At 73.5% G+C, this 19420-nt stretch carries 16 protein-coding genes and 2 pseudogenes; 9 read left to right on the plus strand and 9 right to left on the minus strand.

What is annotated here, in order from left to right; all coding sequences use genetic code 11:
* Window position 1 precedes the first annotated feature (1 nt).
* The 6 genes and pseudogenes from ACFYU0_RS16450 to ACFYU0_RS16475 all read left to right on the plus strand — a co-directional run bounded on the left by ACFYU0_RS16450 (window position 2) and on the right by ACFYU0_RS16475 (window position 5768).
* Window positions 2-1951, plus strand: a complete 1950-nt coding sequence (locus ACFYU0_RS16450) for a fumarate reductase/succinate dehydrogenase flavoprotein subunit (RefSeq protein WP_389301561.1) — start codon at window positions 2-4, stop codon at window positions 1949-1951.
* The gene (locus ACFYU0_RS16455) at window positions 1948-2697 is read left to right on the plus strand and encodes a succinate dehydrogenase/fumarate reductase iron-sulfur subunit (RefSeq protein ID WP_351667923.1); all 750 of its coding nucleotides are present in this window, start codon (window positions 1948-1950) and stop codon (window positions 2695-2697) included. Before ACFYU0_RS16450 ends, ACFYU0_RS16455 begins: the two co-directional genes overlap by 4 nt.
* Before the next feature lie 238 nt (window positions 2698-2935).
* Complete coding sequence (locus ACFYU0_RS16460; protein WP_389301565.1) at window positions 2936-3706, plus strand: GNAT family N-acetyltransferase; 771 nt, start codon at window positions 2936-2938, stop codon at window positions 3704-3706.
* Window positions 3706-4461: pseudogene (locus ACFYU0_RS16465) on the plus strand (lysophospholipid acyltransferase family protein); the annotation flags it as partial. The gene ACFYU0_RS16460 and the pseudogene ACFYU0_RS16465, both read left to right, overlap by 1 nt.
* Window positions 4462-4581: 120 nt before the next feature.
* On the plus strand, window positions 4582-5145 hold the full coding sequence (locus ACFYU0_RS16470) for a hypothetical protein (protein WP_389301929.1): 564 nt from the start codon (window positions 4582-4584) through the stop codon (window positions 5143-5145).
* Between the two features lie 29 nt (window positions 5146-5174).
* Complete coding sequence (locus ACFYU0_RS16475) at window positions 5175-5768, plus strand: hypothetical protein (protein ID WP_389301567.1); 594 nt, start codon at window positions 5175-5177, stop codon at window positions 5766-5768.
* Between the two features lie 45 nt (window positions 5769-5813).
* Here the strand turns inward: ACFYU0_RS16475 and ACFYU0_RS16480 are convergent.
* Window positions 5814-8158: pseudogene (locus ACFYU0_RS16480) on the minus strand (ATP-binding cassette domain-containing protein).
* Window positions 8159-8185: 27 nt separating this feature from the next.
* On the minus strand, window positions 8186-8374 hold the full coding sequence (locus ACFYU0_RS16485; RefSeq protein ID WP_351667911.1) for an antitoxin: 189 nt from the start codon (window positions 8372-8374) through the stop codon (window positions 8186-8188).
* Window positions 8375-8521: 147 nt separating this feature from the next.
* On the opposite strand from ACFYU0_RS16485, the gene ACFYU0_RS16490 reads away from it, so the two are divergent.
* Entirely contained in the window at window positions 8522-10999 is a 2478-nt protein-coding gene (locus ACFYU0_RS16490) for an ATP-dependent Clp protease ATP-binding subunit (protein ID WP_351667909.1), read from the plus strand.
* A 4-nt stretch (window positions 11000-11003) separates the two neighbouring features.
* On the opposite strand, the gene ACFYU0_RS16495 is transcribed toward ACFYU0_RS16490, so the two are convergent.
* Together ACFYU0_RS16495 and ACFYU0_RS16500 are read right to left on the minus strand one after the other, a co-directional pair.
* Window positions 11004-12008: an MsnO8 family LLM class oxidoreductase gene (locus ACFYU0_RS16495; RefSeq protein ID WP_389301571.1), complete on the minus strand. Its 1005-nt coding sequence runs from the start codon at window positions 12006-12008 to the stop codon at window positions 11004-11006.
* 45 nt (window positions 12009-12053) lie between these two features.
* Entirely contained in the window at window positions 12054-12449 is a 396-nt protein-coding gene (locus ACFYU0_RS16500; protein WP_389301574.1) for a (2Fe-2S) ferredoxin domain-containing protein, read from the minus strand.
* 60 nt (window positions 12450-12509) lie between these two features.
* Here ACFYU0_RS16500 and ACFYU0_RS16505 point away from each other — a divergent pair, with 60 nt between their 5' ends.
* Window positions 12510-13001, plus strand: a complete 492-nt coding sequence (locus ACFYU0_RS16505) for a hypothetical protein (RefSeq protein ID WP_351667903.1) — start codon at window positions 12510-12512, stop codon at window positions 12999-13001.
* A gap of 33 nt (window positions 13002-13034) precedes the next feature.
* Here ACFYU0_RS16505 and ACFYU0_RS16510 read toward each other — a convergent pair whose 3' ends face one another.
* Window positions 13035-13253 carry a dodecin gene (locus ACFYU0_RS16510; protein WP_351667901.1) on the minus strand — a complete coding sequence of 73 codons (219 nt, stop codon included), beginning with the start codon at window positions 13251-13253 and terminating at the stop codon, window positions 13035-13037.
* A 262-nt stretch (window positions 13254-13515) separates the two neighbouring features.
* On the opposite strand from ACFYU0_RS16510, the gene ACFYU0_RS16515 reads away from it, so the two are divergent.
* Window positions 13516-14769 (plus strand): extracellular solute-binding protein, encoded by a 1254-nt coding sequence (locus tag ACFYU0_RS16515; protein ID WP_351667899.1) that lies wholly within the window; start codon window positions 13516-13518, stop codon window positions 14767-14769.
* Between the two features lies 1 nt (window position 14770).
* On the opposite strand, the gene egtD is transcribed toward ACFYU0_RS16515, so the two are convergent.
* The 4 genes from egtD to egtA are packed head-to-tail and all read right to left on the minus strand — an operon-like array spanning window position 14771 to window position 19159.
* The gene (egtD, locus tag ACFYU0_RS16520; RefSeq protein WP_389301579.1) at window positions 14771-15733 is read right to left on the minus strand and encodes an L-histidine N(alpha)-methyltransferase; all 963 of its coding nucleotides are present in this window, start codon (window positions 15731-15733) and stop codon (window positions 14771-14773) included.
* Window positions 15730-16509 (minus strand): ergothioneine biosynthesis protein EgtC, encoded by a 780-nt coding sequence (egtC, locus tag ACFYU0_RS16525; protein WP_389301582.1) that lies wholly within the window; start codon window positions 16507-16509, stop codon window positions 15730-15732. The genes egtD and egtC overlap by 4 nt, the downstream gene beginning before the upstream one ends.
* A complete protein-coding gene (gene egtB, locus ACFYU0_RS16530) occupies window positions 16509-17846 on the minus strand; it encodes an ergothioneine biosynthesis protein EgtB (protein WP_389301585.1) in 1338 nt (445 codons plus the stop codon). The genes egtC and egtB overlap by 1 nt, the downstream gene beginning before the upstream one ends.
* Complete coding sequence (gene egtA / locus ACFYU0_RS16535; protein ID WP_351667891.1) at window positions 17843-19159, minus strand: ergothioneine biosynthesis glutamate--cysteine ligase EgtA; 1317 nt, start codon at window positions 19157-19159, stop codon at window positions 17843-17845. The genes egtB and egtA overlap by 4 nt, the downstream gene beginning before the upstream one ends.
* Window positions 19160-19420: the final 261 nt, after the last annotated feature.

Genomic DNA, 19420 nt, shown 5'->3' on the forward strand with positions numbered 1-19420 from the left:
CATGACCGACTACCTGAACTACACGACAGGCGAACCGGCCGTCGACACCAAGGCGCCCGCCGGCCCGATCCACGAGCGCTGGGACAAGCGCCGCTTCGAGGCCAGGCTGGTCAACCCCGCCAACCGGCGCAAGCACACGGTCATCGTCGTGGGCACCGGCCTCGCCGGCGGCTCCGCGGGCGCCACGCTCGCCGAACAGGGCTACCACGTCGTCCAGTTCTGCTACCAGGACTCCCCGCGCCGCGCCCACTCCATCGCCGCGCAGGGAGGCATCAACGCGGCGAAGAACTACCGCAACGACGGCGACTCGGTCCACCGCCTGTTCTACGACACCGTCAAGGGTGGCGACTTCCGGGCCCGCGAGTCCAACGTGCACCGCCTCGCCCAGGTCTCCGTCGAGATCATCGACCAGTGCGTGGCCCAGGGCGTGCCGTTCGCCCGCGAGTACGGCGGCCTGCTGGACACCCGCTCGTTCGGCGGCGTCCAGGTGTCCCGGACCTTCTACGCCCGCGGCCAGACGGGCCAGCAACTGCTGCTGGGCGCCTACCAGGCGCTGTCCCGGCAGATCGCCGCCGGCAACGTGGAGATGCACCCGCGCACCGAGATGCTCGACCTGGTCGTCGTCGACGGACGGGCCCGGGGCATCGTCGCCCGGGACCTGATCACCGGGGAGATCTCCACGTACTTCGCGGACGCCGTCGTCCTGGCGAGCGGCGGCTACGGCAACGTCTTCTACCTGTCGACGAACGCCATGAACTCCAACGCCACCGCGATCTGGCGGGCCCACCGGCGCGGCGCCCACTTCGCCAACCCCTGCTTCACCCAGATCCACCCCACCTGCATCCCGCGCACCGGCGACCACCAGTCCAAGCTGACGCTGATGAGCGAGTCGCTGCGCAACGACGGCCGGATCTGGGTGCCGAAGGCCAAGGGCGACGACCGTCCCCCGAACCGGATTCCCGAGGACGAGCGCGACTACTACCTGGAGCGCATCTACCCGTCCTTCGGCAACCTGGTCCCGCGCGACATCGCCTCCCGCGCCGCGAAGAACGTCTGCGACGAGGGCAGGGGAGTGGGCCCCGGAGGACAGGGTGTCTACCTGGACTTCGCGGACGCGATCCGGCGGATGGGCCGCAAGGCCGTCGAGGCCAAGTACGGCAACCTCTTCGACATGTACCAGCGGATCACCGACGAGGATCCGTACGAGGTGCCGATGCGCATCTACCCGGCCGTGCACTACACGATGGGTGGCCTGTGGGTCGACTACGACCTGCAGACCACCGTCCCCGGCCTGTTCGCCGTCGGCGAGGCCAACTTCTCCGACCACGGCGCGAACCGGCTCGGCGCCTCCGCGCTGATGCAGGGCCTGGCCGACGGCTACTTCGTGCTCCCGGCCACCATCAACGACTACCTGGCGCGCAACCCCCACCAGGACCCGGTGACCGGCGACCACCCCGCCGTGCTGGAGGTGCTGGCCGAGACGGAGGACCGGCTCAACCTGCTCCTGGCCGTCGACGGCGACCGCACCCCCGACTCCTTCCACCGCGAACTCGGCGAACTGATGTGGGAGTTCTGCGGCATGGCGCGCACCGACTCCGGTCTGCGCAAGGCCCTGGAGCGCATCCCGCAGATCCGCGACGAGTTCTGGCGGCGCATCAAGGTGCCCGGCTCCGGCGAGGAGTTCAACCAGTCGCTGGAGAAGGCCAACCGGATCGTCGACTACCTGGAGCTCGCCGAGCTGATGTGCCTCGACGCGCTGCACCGCGCCGAGTCCTGCGGCGGCCACTTCCGCGAGGAGTCGCAGACCCCCGACGGCGAGGCGGCCCGCCGGGACGACGAGTTCGGCTACGCGGCCGCCTGGGAGTTCACGGGCACCGGCTCGGCTCCCGTCCTGCACAAGGAAGACCTGGTCTTCGAGTACGTCCACCCCACCCAGCGGAGCTACGCATGAAGCTCACCCTGCGCGTCTGGCGGCAGAAGAACGCCGACGCCGACGGCGCGATGTCCACGTACGAGGTGGACGGCATCTCCCCGGACATGTCCTTCCTGGAGATGCTCGACACCCTCAACGAGGAGCTCATCCTCAAGGGCGAGGACCCGGTCGCCTTCGACCACGACTGCCGCGAGGGCATCTGCGGCGCGTGCTCGCTCGTCATCAACGGCGACGCGCACGGCCCGGAGCGCACCACCACCTGCCAGTTGCACATGCGGTCCTTCGAGGACGGCGACGTGATCGACGTCGAGCCCTGGCGGGCCTCGGCCTTCCCGGTCGTCAAGGACCTGGTCGTCGACCGGTCCGCGTTCGACCGGATCATCCAGGCCGGCGGCTACGTCACGGTCCCGACGGGCTCGGCGCCGGAGGCCCACGCCACCCCGGTGCCCAAGCCGGACGCCGACCTCGCCTTCGAGCACGCGGAGTGCATCGGCTGCGGGGCCTGCGTGGCCGCGTGCCCCAACGGCGCGGCGATGCTGTTCACCTCCGCCAAGGTCAATCACCTGGGCGTCCTGCCGCAGGGCGCGCCCGAGCGGGAGACCCGGGTGCTGGACATGGTGGCGCAGATGGACGCCGAGGGCTTCGGCGGCTGCACGCTGACCGGTGAGTGCGCGACGGCCTGCCCCAAGGGCATCCCGCTGATGTCCATCACCGGCATGAACAAGGAGTGGCTGCGCGCCACCCGCAAGGCGGCCAAGCGGTAGCGGGGACCGCAGGGACGTTCGCCGCACAGGGGCGGACGGGCGGGGCCGGGGACGGTGCTCATCCCGGCCCCGTCTGGTTTTCCGGCCCCGCGCCCTCCCGCGCCGTTCAGCAACCCCACACCCGCGCTCCCGCCACCGGTCACACGCACGCCAACCGGCATCGGAAGAACAGGAGCGGCAGCCCGGAAGCGCCGGACTGCCCTGCTGCCGACCCCGGCCCGTGACCAGGGAGTGAGCCATGACCGGCGTCACCACGCTCGACCGTCCTTCACAGCCCGCGGCCCCCGCCCGCTACACCGTCACCCTCGCCCGCGACGAGGACGACGTCCGCGCCGCCCAGCGGCTGCGGCACGACGTGTTCGCCGGGGAGCTCGGCGCCCTGCTGACCACCCCGCAACCGGGCCTCGACGTCGACCCGTTCGACGCGTACTGCGACCACCTGCTCGTCCACGACACGGTCACCGGCCAGGTCGTCGGCACCTACCGGCTGCTGCCGCCGGAACGGGCCGCGGTCGCCGGACGGCTCTACTCCGAGGGCGAGTTCGACCTGACCGCGCTCGACGGTCTGAAGCCCGGGCTGGTGGAGGTCGGCCGCTCCTGTGTGCACCCCGCCCACCGCGACGGCACGGTCATCGGCCTCATCTGGGCCGGGATAGCCCGGTACATGACCGACCGGGGCCACGAGTGGCTGGCGGGCTGCTGCTCCGTACCGCTCGCCGACGGCGGCGCCCAGGCCGCCGCCACCTGGGAGCGGGTGCGCGCCAAGCACCTGGCGCCCGAGGAGTACCGGGTGCGTCCGCTGCTGCCGTGGGCGCCGTCCGCCGCGGCGCCGGCCGGTCGCGGTGAACTGCCCGCCCTGCTGCGCGGCTACCTGCGGCTCGGCGCCTGGGTGTGCGGGGAGCCCGCGCACGACCCGGACTTCGGGGTCGCCGACCTGTACGTGCTGCTGTCGATGCGCCGGGTGAACCCGCGCTACCTGCGGCACTTCCTCTCCCTCGTGCCGGCCTGATGAGCGCCTGGCTGCCCACCGCGCCCTGCACCCCGGCCGCGTGCCTGGAACCGGCCGGACCCTCCGTGGCCGTGCCCCGGGCCGTGCTGCGGCTGGCCGCGGTCACCGCCCTGGTGCTGGCGGGCATCGCGCTGTGCCCGCTCGGCGGCCGGCTCCCGGCCGGCTGGGTCAGGCGCTGGTGCCGGGCGGTCGTACGGGCCGCGGGCGTCCGGATCCGGCTCACCGGCGCCGCGCCCGCCGAGGGCGGCGTCCTCCTGGTCGCCAACCACGTCTCCTGGCTGGACGTCCCGCTGCTCGCGGCGGTGCGTCCGGCCCGGATGCTCGCCAAGTCCGAGATCCGGCGCTGGCCCGTGGCGGGCAGGCTCGCCGCGCGGGGCGGGACCCTGTTCATCGAGCGGGACCGGCTGCGCGCCCTGCCGGAGACCGTCGCCCGGATCGGCACGGCACTGCGAGGCGGCGCCGCCGTCGCGGTGTTCCCGGAGGGCAGCACCTGGTGCGGGCGCGCCCGGGGGCACTTCCGCCGGGCCGTCTTCCAGGCCGCGCTCGACGCCCGGGCGCCCGTGCAGCCGGTGCGCCTGAGCTATCGCGGCGCCGGTGAAGGGGCGGCCACGGCGGCCGCGTTCGTCGGCGACGACACGCTGTTCGCCTCGCTGTGGCGGGTCGCCTCCGCGCGTGGCCTGGTGGCCGAGGTGGAGGTGCGCCCGCTCATCCCGGCCGGCCGCCACCACGACCGGCGGACGCTCGCCCGGGCGGCCGGGGAGTGGCCGGCTGGGAGTAACACAGAATGGGTACATTTCCGGCTAAAGGGAACCCGGGACGCGTACACCACTACTTCCGAGGAGCGTGTGTCCATGTACACGGGAACGCTTCTGGCCATGTCCACGGGAACGCTGCTGGCGATCATCATCCCGATCGTCGTGGTGCTCGCACTGATCGCACTGATCGCCATGGCGGTGTCGCGGATGAGGCGCGACCGCCTCCGCAAGCGCTTCGGCCCGGAGTATGAACGCACGGTCGAGGGATCCGGCAGCCGGCGCACCGCCGAACGGGAACTCAGGGACCGCGAGCGGCGCCACGACTCCCTGGAGATCAGGCCGCTGCCCCCGGTCTCGCGCGACCGCTACTCGCGGGAGTGGAACGACGTCCAGCAGGAGTTCGTGGACCGGCCGCAGGACGCGGTGCACGACGCGGACCGCCTGGTGACGTCGCTGATGCGTGAGCGGGGATATCCGACCGAGGGTTTCGAGCAGCAGACGAGGGACCTCTCGGTGGAGCACGGCCGCACCCTCGAGCACTACCGCGCCGCGCACGAGGTGGAGTCCCTCAGCACGCAGCGCCAGGCGACGACCGAGCAACTGCGGAGTGCCATGGTGCACTACCGCGCCCTGTTCGACGAGCTGCTCTCCGACGGCGGCGGCCGGGCCCACGCCCGGACCTGACGCCCGCACCATCCGTATGGAGGAACACCGTGCACAGCAACGAGGAAACGCGCCGCACGACGGGCGGCCTGTCCACCGGTGATCTGGCCCAGCCGGCCGGGACCCCCACCGAGGACGAGCGCGGGGCGACCGCCTCGCGAGCCCCGATCTACCCGGGTGAGGGCACGACGCGGACCGGGACGGAGCCCACGGGCGGCGACACCGGGGCCGCGGACCACGACACCGGCGCCCCCGCGCCGGGCGGGTCCGAGGCGGCCGGGGCCACGGCCGAGCCCTCCGGCGACACGGCCGCCGCCCGCGGGGCCGGCGCGGCCGCCGAGGCCGCCCGCGCCCCCGGCGCGTCCGACGACGAGAGCCCGCAACTGCTGACCGACGGCGAGGAGCAGGGCTTCCGCGACCGCTGGCAGACCATCCAGGGAAAGTTCGTCGACGACCCCAGGGAGGCCGTGCACGACGCCGACGCCCTGGTCGCGGACGTCATGCGGACCCTCGCCACCACCTTCGACCAGCACAAGAAGGACCTGGAAGGGCAGTGGAGCCAGGGCGAACGGGTGGACACCGAGGAACTGCGCGGGGCGTTGCGCCGCTACCGCTCCTTCTTCAACCGGCTGCTCAGCACCTGACGTCCGGCGGCCGGCCGCCGGGCAGCGGCGCCCGCGCCCCGCTGCTCAGCGGCCGGCGTCCCCGCTCAGCGCCCGGGCCAGATGGGCCGCCGTCGCACTGCCCTCGGCCCGGGCCACCTCGGCCGGGGTGCCGGCCGCCACGACGCGCCCGCCCCGGTCGCCGCCGCCCGGCCCCATGTCGACCACCCAGTCGGCGCCCGCGACGACCGTCATGTCGTGCTCGACCACGACCACCGTGTGTCCGGCGTCCACGAGCCCGTGCAGCCGGCCCATCAGCACCTCGGCGTCTGCCGGGTGCAGCCCGGTCGTCGGCTCGTCCAGCAGGTACAGCGTGTGGGCGCGGCGGCCGCGCTGCAGCTCGCTCGCCAGCTTGATCCGCTGGGCCTCCCCGCCGGACAGCTCCGTGGCCGGCTGCCCCAGGCGCAGATAGCCGAGGCCCACGTCGAGCAGCGTGCCGAGACTGCGGGCGGCGGCCGGGACGTCCGCGAAGAAATCCGCCCGCTCTCCACCGTCAGGTCCAGCACCTCGGCGATGTTCCGCCCCCGGTACTCCACCCGGAGCGTCTCCGGGTTGTAGCGCGCGCCCGCGCAGTCCGGGCAGGGCGCGTACGTGCTCGGCAGGAACAGCAGCTCGACGCTGACGAACCCCTCGCCCTGGCAGGTCTCGCAGCGCCCCCCGGCCACGTTGAACGAGAACCGGCCCACCCCGTACCCGCGGGCCCGCGCCTCCTCGGTTGCGGCGAACACCTTGCGCACGACGTCGAACAGACCGGTGTACGTGGCCAGGTTGGAGCGCGGGGTGCGCCCGATCGGCTTCTGGTCCACCCGGACCAGCCTGCCCACGGCGTCCGCCTCCTCCGTGAACTCGCCGACGAGCGTGGTCTTCCCCGAACCGGAGACGCCGGTGACGGCGGTGAACGCGCCGAGCGGGAAGGCGGCCGTCACCCCGCGCAGGTTGTGCCGGGTCACCGGACCCAGCGTCAGCCAGCCGCGCGGCTCGCGGACGGTGCGCGCCGGACCCGGCTCTCCGGCGAACAGATGGCGGGCCGTCGCCGAGCCGGCCACCGAGGCGAGGCCCGCCACCGGGCCGCTGTACAGCACCCGCCCGCCGTGCTCGCCCGCGCCGGGGCCGACGTCGACGAGCCAGTCGGCGCGCCGTACCACCTCCAGGTGGTGCTCCACCACGAAGACCGAGTTCCCGGCCGCCTTGAGCCGCTCCAGCACCGTGATCAGCGCCTCGGTGTCCGCCGGGTGCAGCCCGGCCGAGGGCTCGTCCAGCACGTACACCACCCCGAACAGACCCGAGCGGAGCTGGGTGGCCAGCCGGAGCCGCTGCAGCTCGCCCGCGGACAGGGTGGGCGTGGCCCGGTCCAGGCTGAGGTAGCCGAGGCCCAGCTCGACGACCGGCGCGATCCGTGCGTCCAGGTCCTCGGTGAGCACGCGGGCGCTCTCGGCGCCGTCGTGCGGCAGCCCGGCGAGGTCGGCCAGCGGCAGGGCCGCCAGTTCGGCGATGGTGCGGCCGGCGAAGGTCACCGCCAGCGCCTCGGGCCGCAGCCTGCTGCCCCCGCACGCCGGGCAGGGGGCACTGGCCAGGAACCGCTCCGCCTTGGCCCGCAGGGTCGCGGACCCGGTGTCGGAGAACGTCTTCATGACGTACCGGCGGGCACTGCTGTACGTGCCCTGGTACGGACGCTGGATCCGGTCCGCGTCCCGCACCGGGTGGACGGTGACGACCGGCTGCTCGTCGGTGAAGAGGATCCACTCCCGGTCGGCGGCGGGCAGCTCACGCCAGGGCCGGTCGACGTCGTAGCCGAGGGCGTCGAGGATGTCGCGCAGGTTCTTGCCCTGCCAGGCGCCCGGCCAGGCGGCGATCGCGCCCTCGCGGACGGACAGCGAGGGGTCGGGGACCAGTAGTTCCTCGGTGGTCCGGTGCACCCGGCCGAGGCCGTGGCACTCCGGGCAGGCGCCCGCCGCCGTGTTCGGCGAGAAGGCGTCGGAGTCGAGCCGCTCGGCGCCGGGCGGGTACTTCCCGGCGCGTGAGAACAGCATGCGCAGGGAGTTGGACAGGTTGGTGACCGTCCCCACGGACGAGCGCGAGGACGGGGCCGAGCGGCGCTGCTGCAGCGAGACCGCCGGCGGCAGCCCGGTGATCTCGGCGACCCGGGGCGCCCCGACCTGGTGGATCAGCCGCCGTGCGTACGGCGCGACCGACTCGAAGTAGCGCCGCTGCGCCTCGGCATAGACGGTGCCGAACGCCAGGGACGACTTGCCCGAGCCGGACACGCCGGTGAACACGGCCAGCACGTCCCGGGGGATGTCCACGTCGACACCCTTGAGATTGTGCTCGCGGGCACCGCGGACGCGGACGAAGGGATCATGGGGGCTGTGCATCGGGGCGATGTTAGTCCGCCCCGTTCGTCAGGTCTGCGGCGGCCTGTCCTGCGGCTTGCCGAACTCGTCCCGCAGCTTGTCCTGGCCGGTGTCGACCTGGGACTGGTACTTGTTGCCGGTCCGCTGGTCGATGTAGTCGCCACCCTTGTCGACGCCCTTGTTGGCCATGTCCTCGTGGCCCTTGAGCATCCCCTTGATCTTGTCCATGAAGGACATGTCAGCGCTCCTTGTCGTCGAGGCTTCCCCCCAAGCCTGACCGGACCGGCCCGACGCCGCATCTCGGGGCCTCTCCGTGCCGTGCGTACTCGAAGCATATATGCGATTTTGGGGGCATATGTCTGCCCGTCGCAGAAAGGGCCGCCCATGAGCACCCCCGGTTTCGGTTTCGGACGCAGTCCGTTCGAGGAGTTCGACGAACTGATGTCCCGCTTCTTCGGCGGGACCGGCGGACCGGCCGCGTCCGCCCGCCGGCCGCAGCGCGTCGACATCGGCAGCCTGCTGTCCGAGCGGGCGCGCGACCTGGTGGCGTCGGCCAGGGACATCGCCGCCGCCGAGGGCAGCGACGAACTCGACGCCCGTCATCTGCTGGCCGCCGCCACCGAGCACGACTCCACCAGGCGGCTGCTCACCGCCGCCGGCGCCGACCCCGACCGCATCCGCGAGCGGCTCGCCGCCCCCGCCGCGGACGTGAAGAGCGAGCCCGCCACCCTCACCCCGGCCGCCAAACGCGCCCTGCTCGACGCCTACCGCATCTCCCGCTCCGAGGGCGCCTCCTACATCGGGCCCGAGCACCTGCTGCGCGCCCTCGCCGCCAACCCGGAGTCGGCGGCCGGGCAGGTCCTCGGCGAGGGCGGCTGGGAACCCGCCCGGGTGCCCGCCGAGAACGCGGCCGAGCGCAAGGAGCCGAGCAGCACGCCCACCGTCGACGAATACGGCCGCGACCTCACCGAGGACGCCCGCGACGGCCGCCTCGACCCGGTGATCGGACGGGACGAGGAGGTCGAGCAGACCATCGAGGTGCTCTCCCGGCGCAGCAAGAACAACCCGGTCCTGATCGGCGACCCCGGCGTCGGCAAGACCGCGGTGGTCGAGGGCATCGCGCAGCGCATCGTCGCCGGTGACGTGCCGAAGACCCTCGCCGGCAAGCGGCTGGTCTCGCTGGACCTGGCCGGCATGGTGGCCGGCACCAAGTACCGGGGCGAGTTCGAGGAACGGCTGAAGAAGCTCCTCGACGAGGTCCGTCAACACGGCGACGAGCTGGTGCTGTTCCTGGACGAGCTGCACACCGTCGTCGGGGCCGGCGGCGGAGGCGAGGGCGCCATGGACGCCGGCAACATGCTGAAACCGGCCCTGGCACGCGGGGAGTTGCACCTGATCGGCGCCACCACCGTGGACGAGTACCGCAGGCACATCGAGAAGGACGCGGCGCTGGAACGCCGTTTCGCGCCCATCCTGGTCGGCGAGCCGAGCGTCGACGACACCATCGAGATCCTGCGCGGGCTGCGCGACCGCTACGAGGCGCACCACCAGGTGCGCATCACCGACGAGGCGGTGGTCGCCGCGGCCGAGCTGTCCGACCGGTACATCACCTCCCGCTTCCTGCCCGACAAGGCCATCGACCTCATGGACCAGGCCTCAGCCCGGGTCCGGCTGCGCGCGAGGACCCCGCTCGCCGACACCCGGGAGGCCGAGGACCGGCTCGCGGCCCTGAACCGGGAGAAGGACCAGGCCGTCGCCGACGAGGAGTACGAGCGGGCCAGGGACCTGCGGGACCGGATCAAGGAGACGGAGGCCGAGCTGGCCGGCGCCGACAAGGCGGCGGAACAGGCCCCGAAGGTCACCGCGGAGGACATCGCCCAGGTCGTCTCACGCACCACCGGCATCCCGGTCGCCCAGCTCACCGAGGAGGAGCGGGAGCGGCTGATGAAGCTGGAGGAGCACCTGCACGAGCGGGTCGTCGGCCAGGACGAGGCGATCACCGCGGTCGCCCGCGCGGTACGGCGGGCCCGGGCCGGCATGAGCGACCCCGACCGGCCCGTCGGCAGCTTCCTCTTCCTCGGCCCGACCGGCGTCGGCAAGACCGAGCTGGCCCGCGCCCTCGCCGCGGCCCTGTTCGGCGACGAGGGCCGCATGATCCGCCTCGACATGAGCGAGTTCCAGGAGCGGCACACGGTCTCCCGGCTGGTCGGCGCCCCGCCCGGATACGTCGGCCACGAGGAGGCCGGCCAGCTCACCGAGGCCGTGCGCAGGCAGCCGTACGCCGTGCTGCTGCTGGACGAGGTGGAGAAGGCGCACCCCGACGTCTTCAACACCCTGCTGCAGCTCCTGGACGACGGCCGGCTCACCGACTCCCAGGGCCGCACCGTCGACTTCAAGAACACCGTGGTCATCATGACGTCGAACATCGGCGCCGACCGCATCCTGTCCGCCGGCACCGAGGACTACGCGAAGGTCCGTGAGGCCGTCATGCCGGTGCTCCAGCAGCACTTCCGGCCCGAGTTCCTCAACCGCATCGACGAGATCATCGTCTTCCGCGGCCTGGACCGCACCGAGCTGCGCCAGGTCGTGGACCTGCTGCTGGAGCACACTCGGCGCCGGCTGCACGCCCAGGGCGTCACCATGGAGGTCACCGACGCGGCCGCGGAGCTGCTGGCGAACCTCGGGTACCAGCCGGACTTCGGCGCCCGCCCGCTGCGCCGCACCATCCAGCGCGAGGTGGACGACCGCCTCGCCGACCTGCTGCTCTCCGGCGGGCTGAACGCGGGCGACCGGGCGGTGGTGGACGCGGCCGACGGCTCGGTGGAGATCCGCGCGCAACGGCCTGCGGCGGCGGAGGACTGAACCCTCAGCGGCCGGGCGCGAACAGGGCGGCGAGCCGCCGGTAGGAGTCCAGCAGCGCGGCACGGTCGTATGTGCTGGTGGTGACGAGGACCTCGGCGGCGCCTGTCTCCTTCAGCACGGTCTCCAGCTCGGCGGCGACCTGGTCGGCGGTGCCGGCCAGGTGCCCGGCGAGCGCGGACTCGTAGCGGTCCCGTTCCTTCGCGGTCATCGCGCGCCCCTCGGTCTCCTCGGCCGGGGCCAGCGGCGGGAAGGTGCCGTGGGTCCGCGAGTAGGCCGCGGACCACGCCTCCGGGACGAGGAGCCGCCGCGCCTCCTCGGCGGTCCCGGCGACCGCGACGGTCCCGGAGATCACCACGTACGGCTCGGACGCCCAGGGCGAGGGGCGGAACAGCGAGCGGTACTCGTCGATACCGCGCATCATCGGCTCGCGCCGCCGCAGGTCCCCGATGACCATCGGCAGCCCGGCGCGGGCCGCGATCCGGGCGCCCTCGCCCATGGCCAGCACGAACGGCGGCACCTTCAGGCCCTCGGCCGGGCGGGCGCGCACCCCGGTGGGCGAGGTCCCGGCGAACCAGCCGAGGAGCTCGTCGAGCTGGGCCGCGAAGTCCCCGGCGGCGTCCTTGTCCCGGCCGAGCGCCCGGCGGACGCCGTCCGTGAAGCCGACGGACCGGCCGAGCCCCATGTCGATCCGGCCCGGGAACAGCGACTCCAGCACGCCGAACTGCTCGGCCACGACCAGGGGCCGGTGGTTGGGCAGCATCACCCCGCCGGTGCCGACCCGGACGGTGCGCGTCGCGGCGGCCACCGCGGCGGCGAGCACGGTCGGCGCGGAGCCCGCGACCCCTGGCACGCCGTGGTGCTCCGAGACCCAGAAGCGGTGGTAGCCGAGCGCCTCCGCCTCCCGCGCCAGCGCGACGGTGTCCCGCAGCGCCTCGGCGGGCGGACGTCCCGCGCGGGTACGGGAGCGGTCGAGGACGGAGAACCGGGTCCGGGCGATCACTGCGCTCACGCAGGGTTCAACACCGCCGGGACGCCAGGATTCCCGGTCCGGCGCTCACCGCCCCGACCGGGACCGCGCGCCGCGTGGCGCGCGGATCGTCTGCAACTCCAGGGTCAGCGGGGGCTCGGCCGCGCCGGGACCGCCCGCCCGGGCCCACTGGGCGACCTCGGCCGTGCAGTCGTCGTCCAGGGCGAAGCCGATCCACACCGGTCTGCCGCCGGCCCGCCGGCCCTCCGTGGACGGCCGCACGACCAGCACGTTCGCCTGGTCGCACGGCCCGAGGCAGTCGCTCGTGCGCACCTCGAAGCCGCCCTCGGCGGCGGCCGCCCGCAACCGGTCGAGCTGGCCGCCCGGATCGGTGCCCGGCTGCTTGACCGGATCGCCGCAGCAGCAGCCCCGGCAGACGACGACAGTGAAGGGACGGGAGGGGAGGCGGGGCGCGGACGGCATGGGAGAAGCATGCGGCCCTCGGTCCACGGCAGTTGACGCCGGGGTGGCTAAGGTGACCGGGTGACAGACAGCAGCGCGCGCCCCGTCGCCGTGTTCGACCTCGACAACACCCTGGCCGACACCGCCCACCGCCAGCACTTCCTGGAGAACCGCCCGCGCGACTGGAACGGCTTCTTCGGCGCCGCGCCCGCGGACCCGCCGCTCGCCGAGGGAGTGACGCTCGCGCTGGAGACGGCCCGCGAGTGCGAGATCGTGTACCTCACCGGACGGCCCGAGCGGTGCCGGCGCGACACCCTGGCCTGGCTCGCGGCCCACGGACTCCCCGAGGGCCGCGTGCACATGCGCGGCGACACCGACCGCAGGCCCGCCCGGTTCACCAAGCTGGAGATCCTGCGCCGGCTCGCCCGGGACCGTACGGTCCGGGTCCTCGTCGACGACGACGAGCTGGTCTGCGACGACGCCGAGCGCGCCGGGTTCACCGTCGTGCGGGCCCGCTGGGCCGACCGGTCGGCGGCGCTGGAGGACGCCCAGGAGCGCGAGGGCCGTACCTGAGGGGCCGCGCGGGGCGTCCGGGGGACCGGCCGGCTACTCGGCGGTGTCCTCGATGCGGAAGCCCACCTTCAGGCCCACCTGGTAGTGCTCGACCTGCCCGTTCTCGATCTGGCCGCGGACCTGGGTCACCTCGAACCAGTCGAGGTTGCGCAGGGTCTGGTCGGCGCGCGAGATGGCGTTGCGGATGGCCTGGTCGAGGCCCTCGTGCGAGGTGCCGACGATCTCGGTGACCCGGTAGGTGTGGTTCGACATACGGGGGGCTCCTCTCCGCCGTGAGGAGCCGCGCGGCGGCGTGCCTCACGTCCGGCGCGGCCGGTGTGCCACGCCGTACTCCACCGTGCCGTATCCCCGCCCGGCGCGCGAGGCGTCGCCACCGGACGACCGGGGGCGCTTGACCTACGCATTGGTCCATACCAAAATCCAGCACACCCGTGCGAACGCGTGCGTTCGTCCCCCACGTCGGGCCCCCTCCCCTGTCCGCAACCGCCCCCGGCCAGACAGAACAGGACCCCCCGTGAGACGTCGTCTGCTCGCCCTCCTCTGCGTCACCGGCTCCCTCGTCAGCGCCTGCGGCGTCCTGCCCGGACACGACCGGCAGACCGTCACCGTGTGGCTGATGAAGGACAGCGCCTCCGAGGACTTCCTCCGGCGCTTCACCGAGGACTTCGAACGCACCCACGACGACCTGCGGCTCGACATCCGCATCCAGGAGTGGACCGGCATCGTGGAGAAGGTCCGCAAGGCGCTCAGGGGCGACGGGAAGGACGGCCCCGACGTCATCGAGGTGGGCAACACCCAGGTCCCGCTCTACGTCGAGGACGGCCGGCTGACCGACCTGACCCTGGAGTCGATGCGCGACTGGGGCAAGGAGCACTGGCTGCCCGGCCTCGCCGAACCCGGAAAGGACGGCAACAACCAGTACGGCGTGCCCTGGTACGCGGCCAACCGGGTGGTCATCTACCGCAAGGACCTCTTCGAGCGGGCCGGCGTCACGGCCCCGCCGAAGACCCGCGACGAATGGCTCGCCGCCACCCGGAAGCTCGACGCGGCCGGGAACCAGGGCATCTACCTCGCCGGACAGGACTGGTACACCCTCTCCGGCTTCATCTGGGACGAGGGCGGCGAACTCGCCGAGAAGAAGGACTACGACTGGCGGGGCACCCTGGACACCCCCGCCGCGCTGCGCGGCATGGACTTCTACCGCCGGCTCCAGGCACTCGGCGACGGGCCCGTGGACGCCGACGAGGAACACCCGCCCCAGGCCGGGGTGTTCGCGGGCGGCAAGGTCGCCCAGATCATCGGGGTGCCGGGGCTCGCGCAGTCGATCGTGCGGCAGAACCCCGGCCTGAAGGGCAAGCTCGGCTTCTTCCCGGTGCCCGGCCGGACCGCCGCCCGGCCTGGTGTCGTCTTCACCGGCGGCTCCGACCTCGTCGTACCGCGCAACACCGGCGACCAGTTCGCCGCCACCGCCGTCGTCGGCGCGCTCACCGGCGCCAAGTGGGACACCGAACTCGCACGCACCATGAACTACGTCCCCAACAAGACCACCCTGGCGGACGCGGTGGCCGGCGAGGAGGGGGTCGCCGCCATGGCGGCGGGCGCCGCGCACGGCCGGGCGACCCCCAACACCCCGCAGTGGGCCGCGGTCGAGGCCGACAACCCGATCAAGGGGTACATGACCCGGGTGCTCGGCGGCGCCGACCCGGCGAGCGAGGCCCGCCGGGCCGACCGCGAGATCACCGAGGCCCTGGCCACCAGTCTGGGCTGACCTACCGCACCACGCTCAGCGACAGCGCGAACCGGTCCTCGGCATCCGTCCACCAGTGGGTCAGCTCGAGACCGGCGGCCGCCAGTTCGGCGCCGATGCCGGCCCGGCGGAACTTCGCCGACACCTCGGTGCGCATCTCCTCGCCCGCCGCGAAGTCCACGGCCAGGTCGAGGGCGGGCACCTTGACGGTCTGCGCGGCGCGCGAGCGCAGCCGCATCTCGATCCACTCCTGATCCGGGTCCCACACGGCCACGTGCTCGAAGGCGTCCGGATCGAAGTCCGCGCCCAGTTCACGGTTGACGACGGCCAGGACGTTCTTGTTGAACGCGGCCGTCACCCCGGCCGCGTCGTCGTACGCCCGGACCAGCACCCGCTCGTCCTTGACCAGGTCCGTGCCGAGCAGCAGGCCGTCGCCCGGGGCGAGCTGGGAGCGCACGAGGGCGAGGAACTCAGCCCGTTCGGCGGGCAGCAGGTTGCCGATGGTGCCCCCGAGGAAGGCCACGAGCCGGGGTCCGGGCGTCGCGGGCAGTTCCAGCGGGGCGGTGAAGTCGGCGATCAGCGCGTGCACGTCGAGTCCGGGCAGCTCCGCGACGAGCGCCCGCCCGGCCTGGGCGAGGGCGCTCTCGCTGACGTCGACCGGGACGTACGCCTCCAGCGAGGTGAGCGCGTCGATGAGGTGCCGGGTCTTCTCCGAGGACCCGGAACCCAGTTCGATCAGGGTCCGGGCGCCGCTCGCCGCGGCGATCTCACCGCTGCGGGCGACGAGGATCGCGCGCTCGGCACGCGTGGGGTAGTACTCGGGCAGACCGGTGATCCGCTCGAACAGCTCGCTGCCCAGGGCGTCGTAGAACCACTTCGGCGGCAGCGTCTTGGGGGTGGCGGTGAGGCCGTGCCGGACGTCGGCGCGCAGCGCGGCGCCGGTCGCGTCCTCGGGGAGTGTGCGGGTGACGTGCAGGGGACTCAACGGCAGGGCTCCTTCTGGGTTGCCGGCGCCGGATCCTCGAGTGGGGCGAGGAGCACGCCGGCGCGGTTCGCGGTGAGCACGGTGCGGTCGGGGACCTCCTGCCAGAGCGGGTCGTCGTCGTAGGGCTCCGACGCGACGACCGTCCCCCGGCCGGGTTCCGTGCGGTACCAGAGCCTGTCGCCCCAGGCGGTGGCGGCGATGGTCTCGCCGTCGGTGAGCAGCAGATTGAGGCGGGACGCGGGGGCCGCCGCGGCGAACCGGCGGACGGTGCCGCCGAGGGCCTCGGCGGGCTCGTCGCCGGAGCGCAGCCGGTGCAGCACCAGCGCCCAGACGAACGCCGAGTCGGTGCGCGCCTGCAGCGACAGCAGTTCGACCGGCGGCAGTCCGGAGACCAGGGGCGCCGCCGAGTCGGGCCAGCCGGCAATCGCGCCGTTGTGGCTGAACAGCCAGCGTCCGGCGGCGAACGGCGCGGCCGCGGCCTCGGCGTCCGCGCCCGCGAGGGTGGCGTCGCGCACGGCGGCGAGCACCGCGCCGGAGCGCACCACCCGGGCCAGGTCGGCGAAGGACAGGTCGGCCCAGATCGGCCCGGCCCGCCGGTAGCGGGCCGGCGCGGGATCGTCCGGGGCGTACCAGCCCACCCCGAAACCGTCGGCGTTGACGGTGCCGTACCGCTGCCGGCGGGGCTCCCACGACTGCCGGTACAGGCTGTGCGCGGGCTCCGTCAGGAGCCGGCCGAGCGGCTGTTCCGGCCCGAGGTAGGCCAGGTGCCGGCACATCAGACGGCCTCCGTACGCGCGGTCCGGAACCCGGAGAAGATCTGCCGCCGGATCGGGTAGTCCCAGTTGCGGAACGTGCCCCGGCAGGCCACCTGGTCCACGGCGAACGAGCCGCCGCGCAGCACCTTGTACTCGGCGCCGAAGAACACCTCCGAGTACTCCTTGTACGGGAACGCGGTGAACCCCGGGTAGGGCAGGAAGTCGCTCGACGTCCACTCCCACACGTCGCCGATCAACTGCCGTACGCCGAGCGGGGACTCGCCGTCCGGATAGCTGCCGGCGGGGGCCGGCCGGAGATGGCGCTGGCCCAGGTTGGCGTGCTCGGGGGCCGGGTCGGCGTCGCCCCACGGGTAGCGCCGGGAGCGGCCGGTGGCCGGGTCGAAGCGGGCGGCCTTCTCCCATTCCGCCTCGGTCGGCAGCCGGCGCCCGGCCCAGCGGGCGTAGGCGTCCGCCTCGTACCAGCACACGTGCAGCACGGGCTCGTCGGCCGGCACCGCCTCGGTGACGCCGAAGCGCCGCCGCAGCCACTGGCCGCCGTCGCGCCGCCAGAACAGCGGAGCGGTGACGCCGTGCTGCCGGATGTGCGCCCAGCCCTCCGGGGTCCACCAGCGCTCGGTGCGGTAGCCGCCGTCCTCGATGAACGCCTGGTACGCCGCGTTCGTCACCGGGGTCGTGTCGATCCAGAAGGGCGCCACGTCCACCGGGTGCGCGGGGCGCTCGTTGTCCAGCGCCCAGGGCTCGGCGGAGGTGCCCATGGTGAACGGGCCGCCGGGCACCAGGACTTCGGCCGGACCGGTGAACAGCGGGGCCGGTCCGGGATCGGGCGCGGTCAGGACCGGAGGACCGGTGCGGAGCTGATGGGTGATCAGCATGGTCTCGTCGTGCTGCTGTTCGTGCTGCGCGATCATGCCGAAGGCGAAGCCGGCCTCGGTCAGCCGGCTGCCGTGGAAGTCCGCGGCCCCCAGCAGGTCCAGGGCGCGACCGCGTACGTCGGACGCGTATCCGCGGGCCTCGGCGGGCGGCAGCAGCGGCAGCGAGGGGCGTTCGGCGCGCGAGTGCTCGAAGGCGTCGTACAGGCCGTCGATCTCGGGCCGCAGCGCCTCCCGGCCGCCGACCGCCCGCAGCAGCCACAGCTCCTCCTGGTTGCCGATGTGGGCGAGGTCCCACACCAGGGGCGACATCAGCGGGGAGTGCTGGGCGGTGAGGTCCGGTTCCTCGACGCAGTCGGTCAGCAGCTCGGTGCGGGCGCGGGCGGCGGTGAGCGAGGCGACCGCGCGCTCGCGCAGCGCCTCGGTGTCCGCCTCGGCGGCCGTGGTCTCGGTCTCGGGGGCGGTCATGTGCGGATGTCCTTCCTCCCGTCGGCCGCGCGGCGGCCGGCGCCGCGCAGACGGTCGAGCAGGTCGTCGGCCGGGCAGCGGCCCCGCGCGACGTAGCGGTCCAGATACGCGGCGACGGCGTCGACGACCGCGGGCGCGGCGCCCATCCGGGGCAGGGCCAGGAGCGCCGCCGAGAAACAGGCGACGGCGGCGTCGCACAGCTCCGGATCGGTGAGCCCGTGCCGGGCCGCGTCGATCCACAGCGGATTGTGCGGGGCCGGCAGGTTCATGGCCCGCTCGGCCAGCGGTTTGACCGCCTGGTGCGCGCTCTCGGCGGCCTCCGGGTCGTCGAACAGAGCCGCGGTCACCGCGAGCGGCACGATCCAGCCGTCGTCGCCCGGCTGCGCGTCGATCATGCGCAGCTCCAGGTGGCCGCGCGGCCGGACCGGCGGGAACAGGGTGGTCAGGTGGTAGTCGAGATCCGCCCGGGTGGGCGGCCGGCGGTCCCGCGAGCGGGTCCACTCGCGGAAGGTGAGGCCGTCGGGCACGTCCCACGGGCCGCTGTCGCGGCGGACGCACATCACCGGGGAGTCCAGCACGTGCCGGGCCCAGGCGCCCCTCGGTTCCGCGTCGGGCGGGGGAGCGCCCGCGCGGCCCGCGCCGATCTCCGTCCAGTGCAGCTGACGGGTGGACCGCCAGCCGGTGGGCCGCCGGCCGACCAGGGGGGAGTTGGCGAACGCGGCCACCAGGACCGCGCCGAGCTGGTGGGCCAGCCACCAGCGCTGTCCGAGACCGAGGACGCCCGGGTCGTCGTGCCCGGCGTCCACGCACACCTGGACGGAGGCCGAGGCGCACATCATGTGCCGGCCGGCCGTGCCGGTGCGGTCGAGACAGGCCTCCATGGCGTCGTAGCGCGGTTCGCGCAGGAACCGGCGGGGTGCGCGCCAGGGGTCGTGGCCCACGCCGAGGAGTCCGAGTCCGTCCTGCGCGAGGACGGCGCGCACGGCCTCCAGGTCGGCGGAGACGGTGTCCACGCACTCCATCAGGGAGGCGGCGGGCGGAGAACTCAGCTCCAGCTGGCCGCCGGGCTCGATGGTGAGCGGCGAACGCAGCGGCACGCTCCGCAGGGTGGCGTACGCCGCTTCGAGTCGTTCGGGTGGGACCGGGAGCTGCGGCCGCCGCAGCTCGTGTACGAGCCATTCCACTTCGACCCCGAGGGTGCGGGGCGGTCCGGTCTTGAAGCAGATGCCCCTGACCAGGGCTTCCACCTCGGCTTCGGTGACGGCGTCGCGGCGCTCCGTACAGTCGCCGCAATCGCTCTTCGAGTCGGACATGTCGGGATCCTCCTGAGATTCCACCATGCCACCGGTCCGGCCCACGCCGGGCACGGACAGGCACCCGTCCACCCAAGACCCTTGAGTCGATTCGCACAAGGGTGCCCATCGGGACGTTCCGGATCGGTAACCTCCGTTCCTTTCCGGGTTCCCCGGCCGTTCCGGCCCCCGGGAAACTCCGTTGCACCGCATCCCAGCATCACCCAGGATGCGTGCATGAGCACGACGGGGGAGAGAGCGCCGGCCGCGCTCGTGGCGCCC

It is taken from the genome of Streptomyces sp. NPDC003720 (genome assembly GCF_042875075.1).
Taxonomy (GTDB): domain Bacteria; phylum Actinomycetota; class Actinomycetes; order Streptomycetales; family Streptomycetaceae; genus Streptomyces.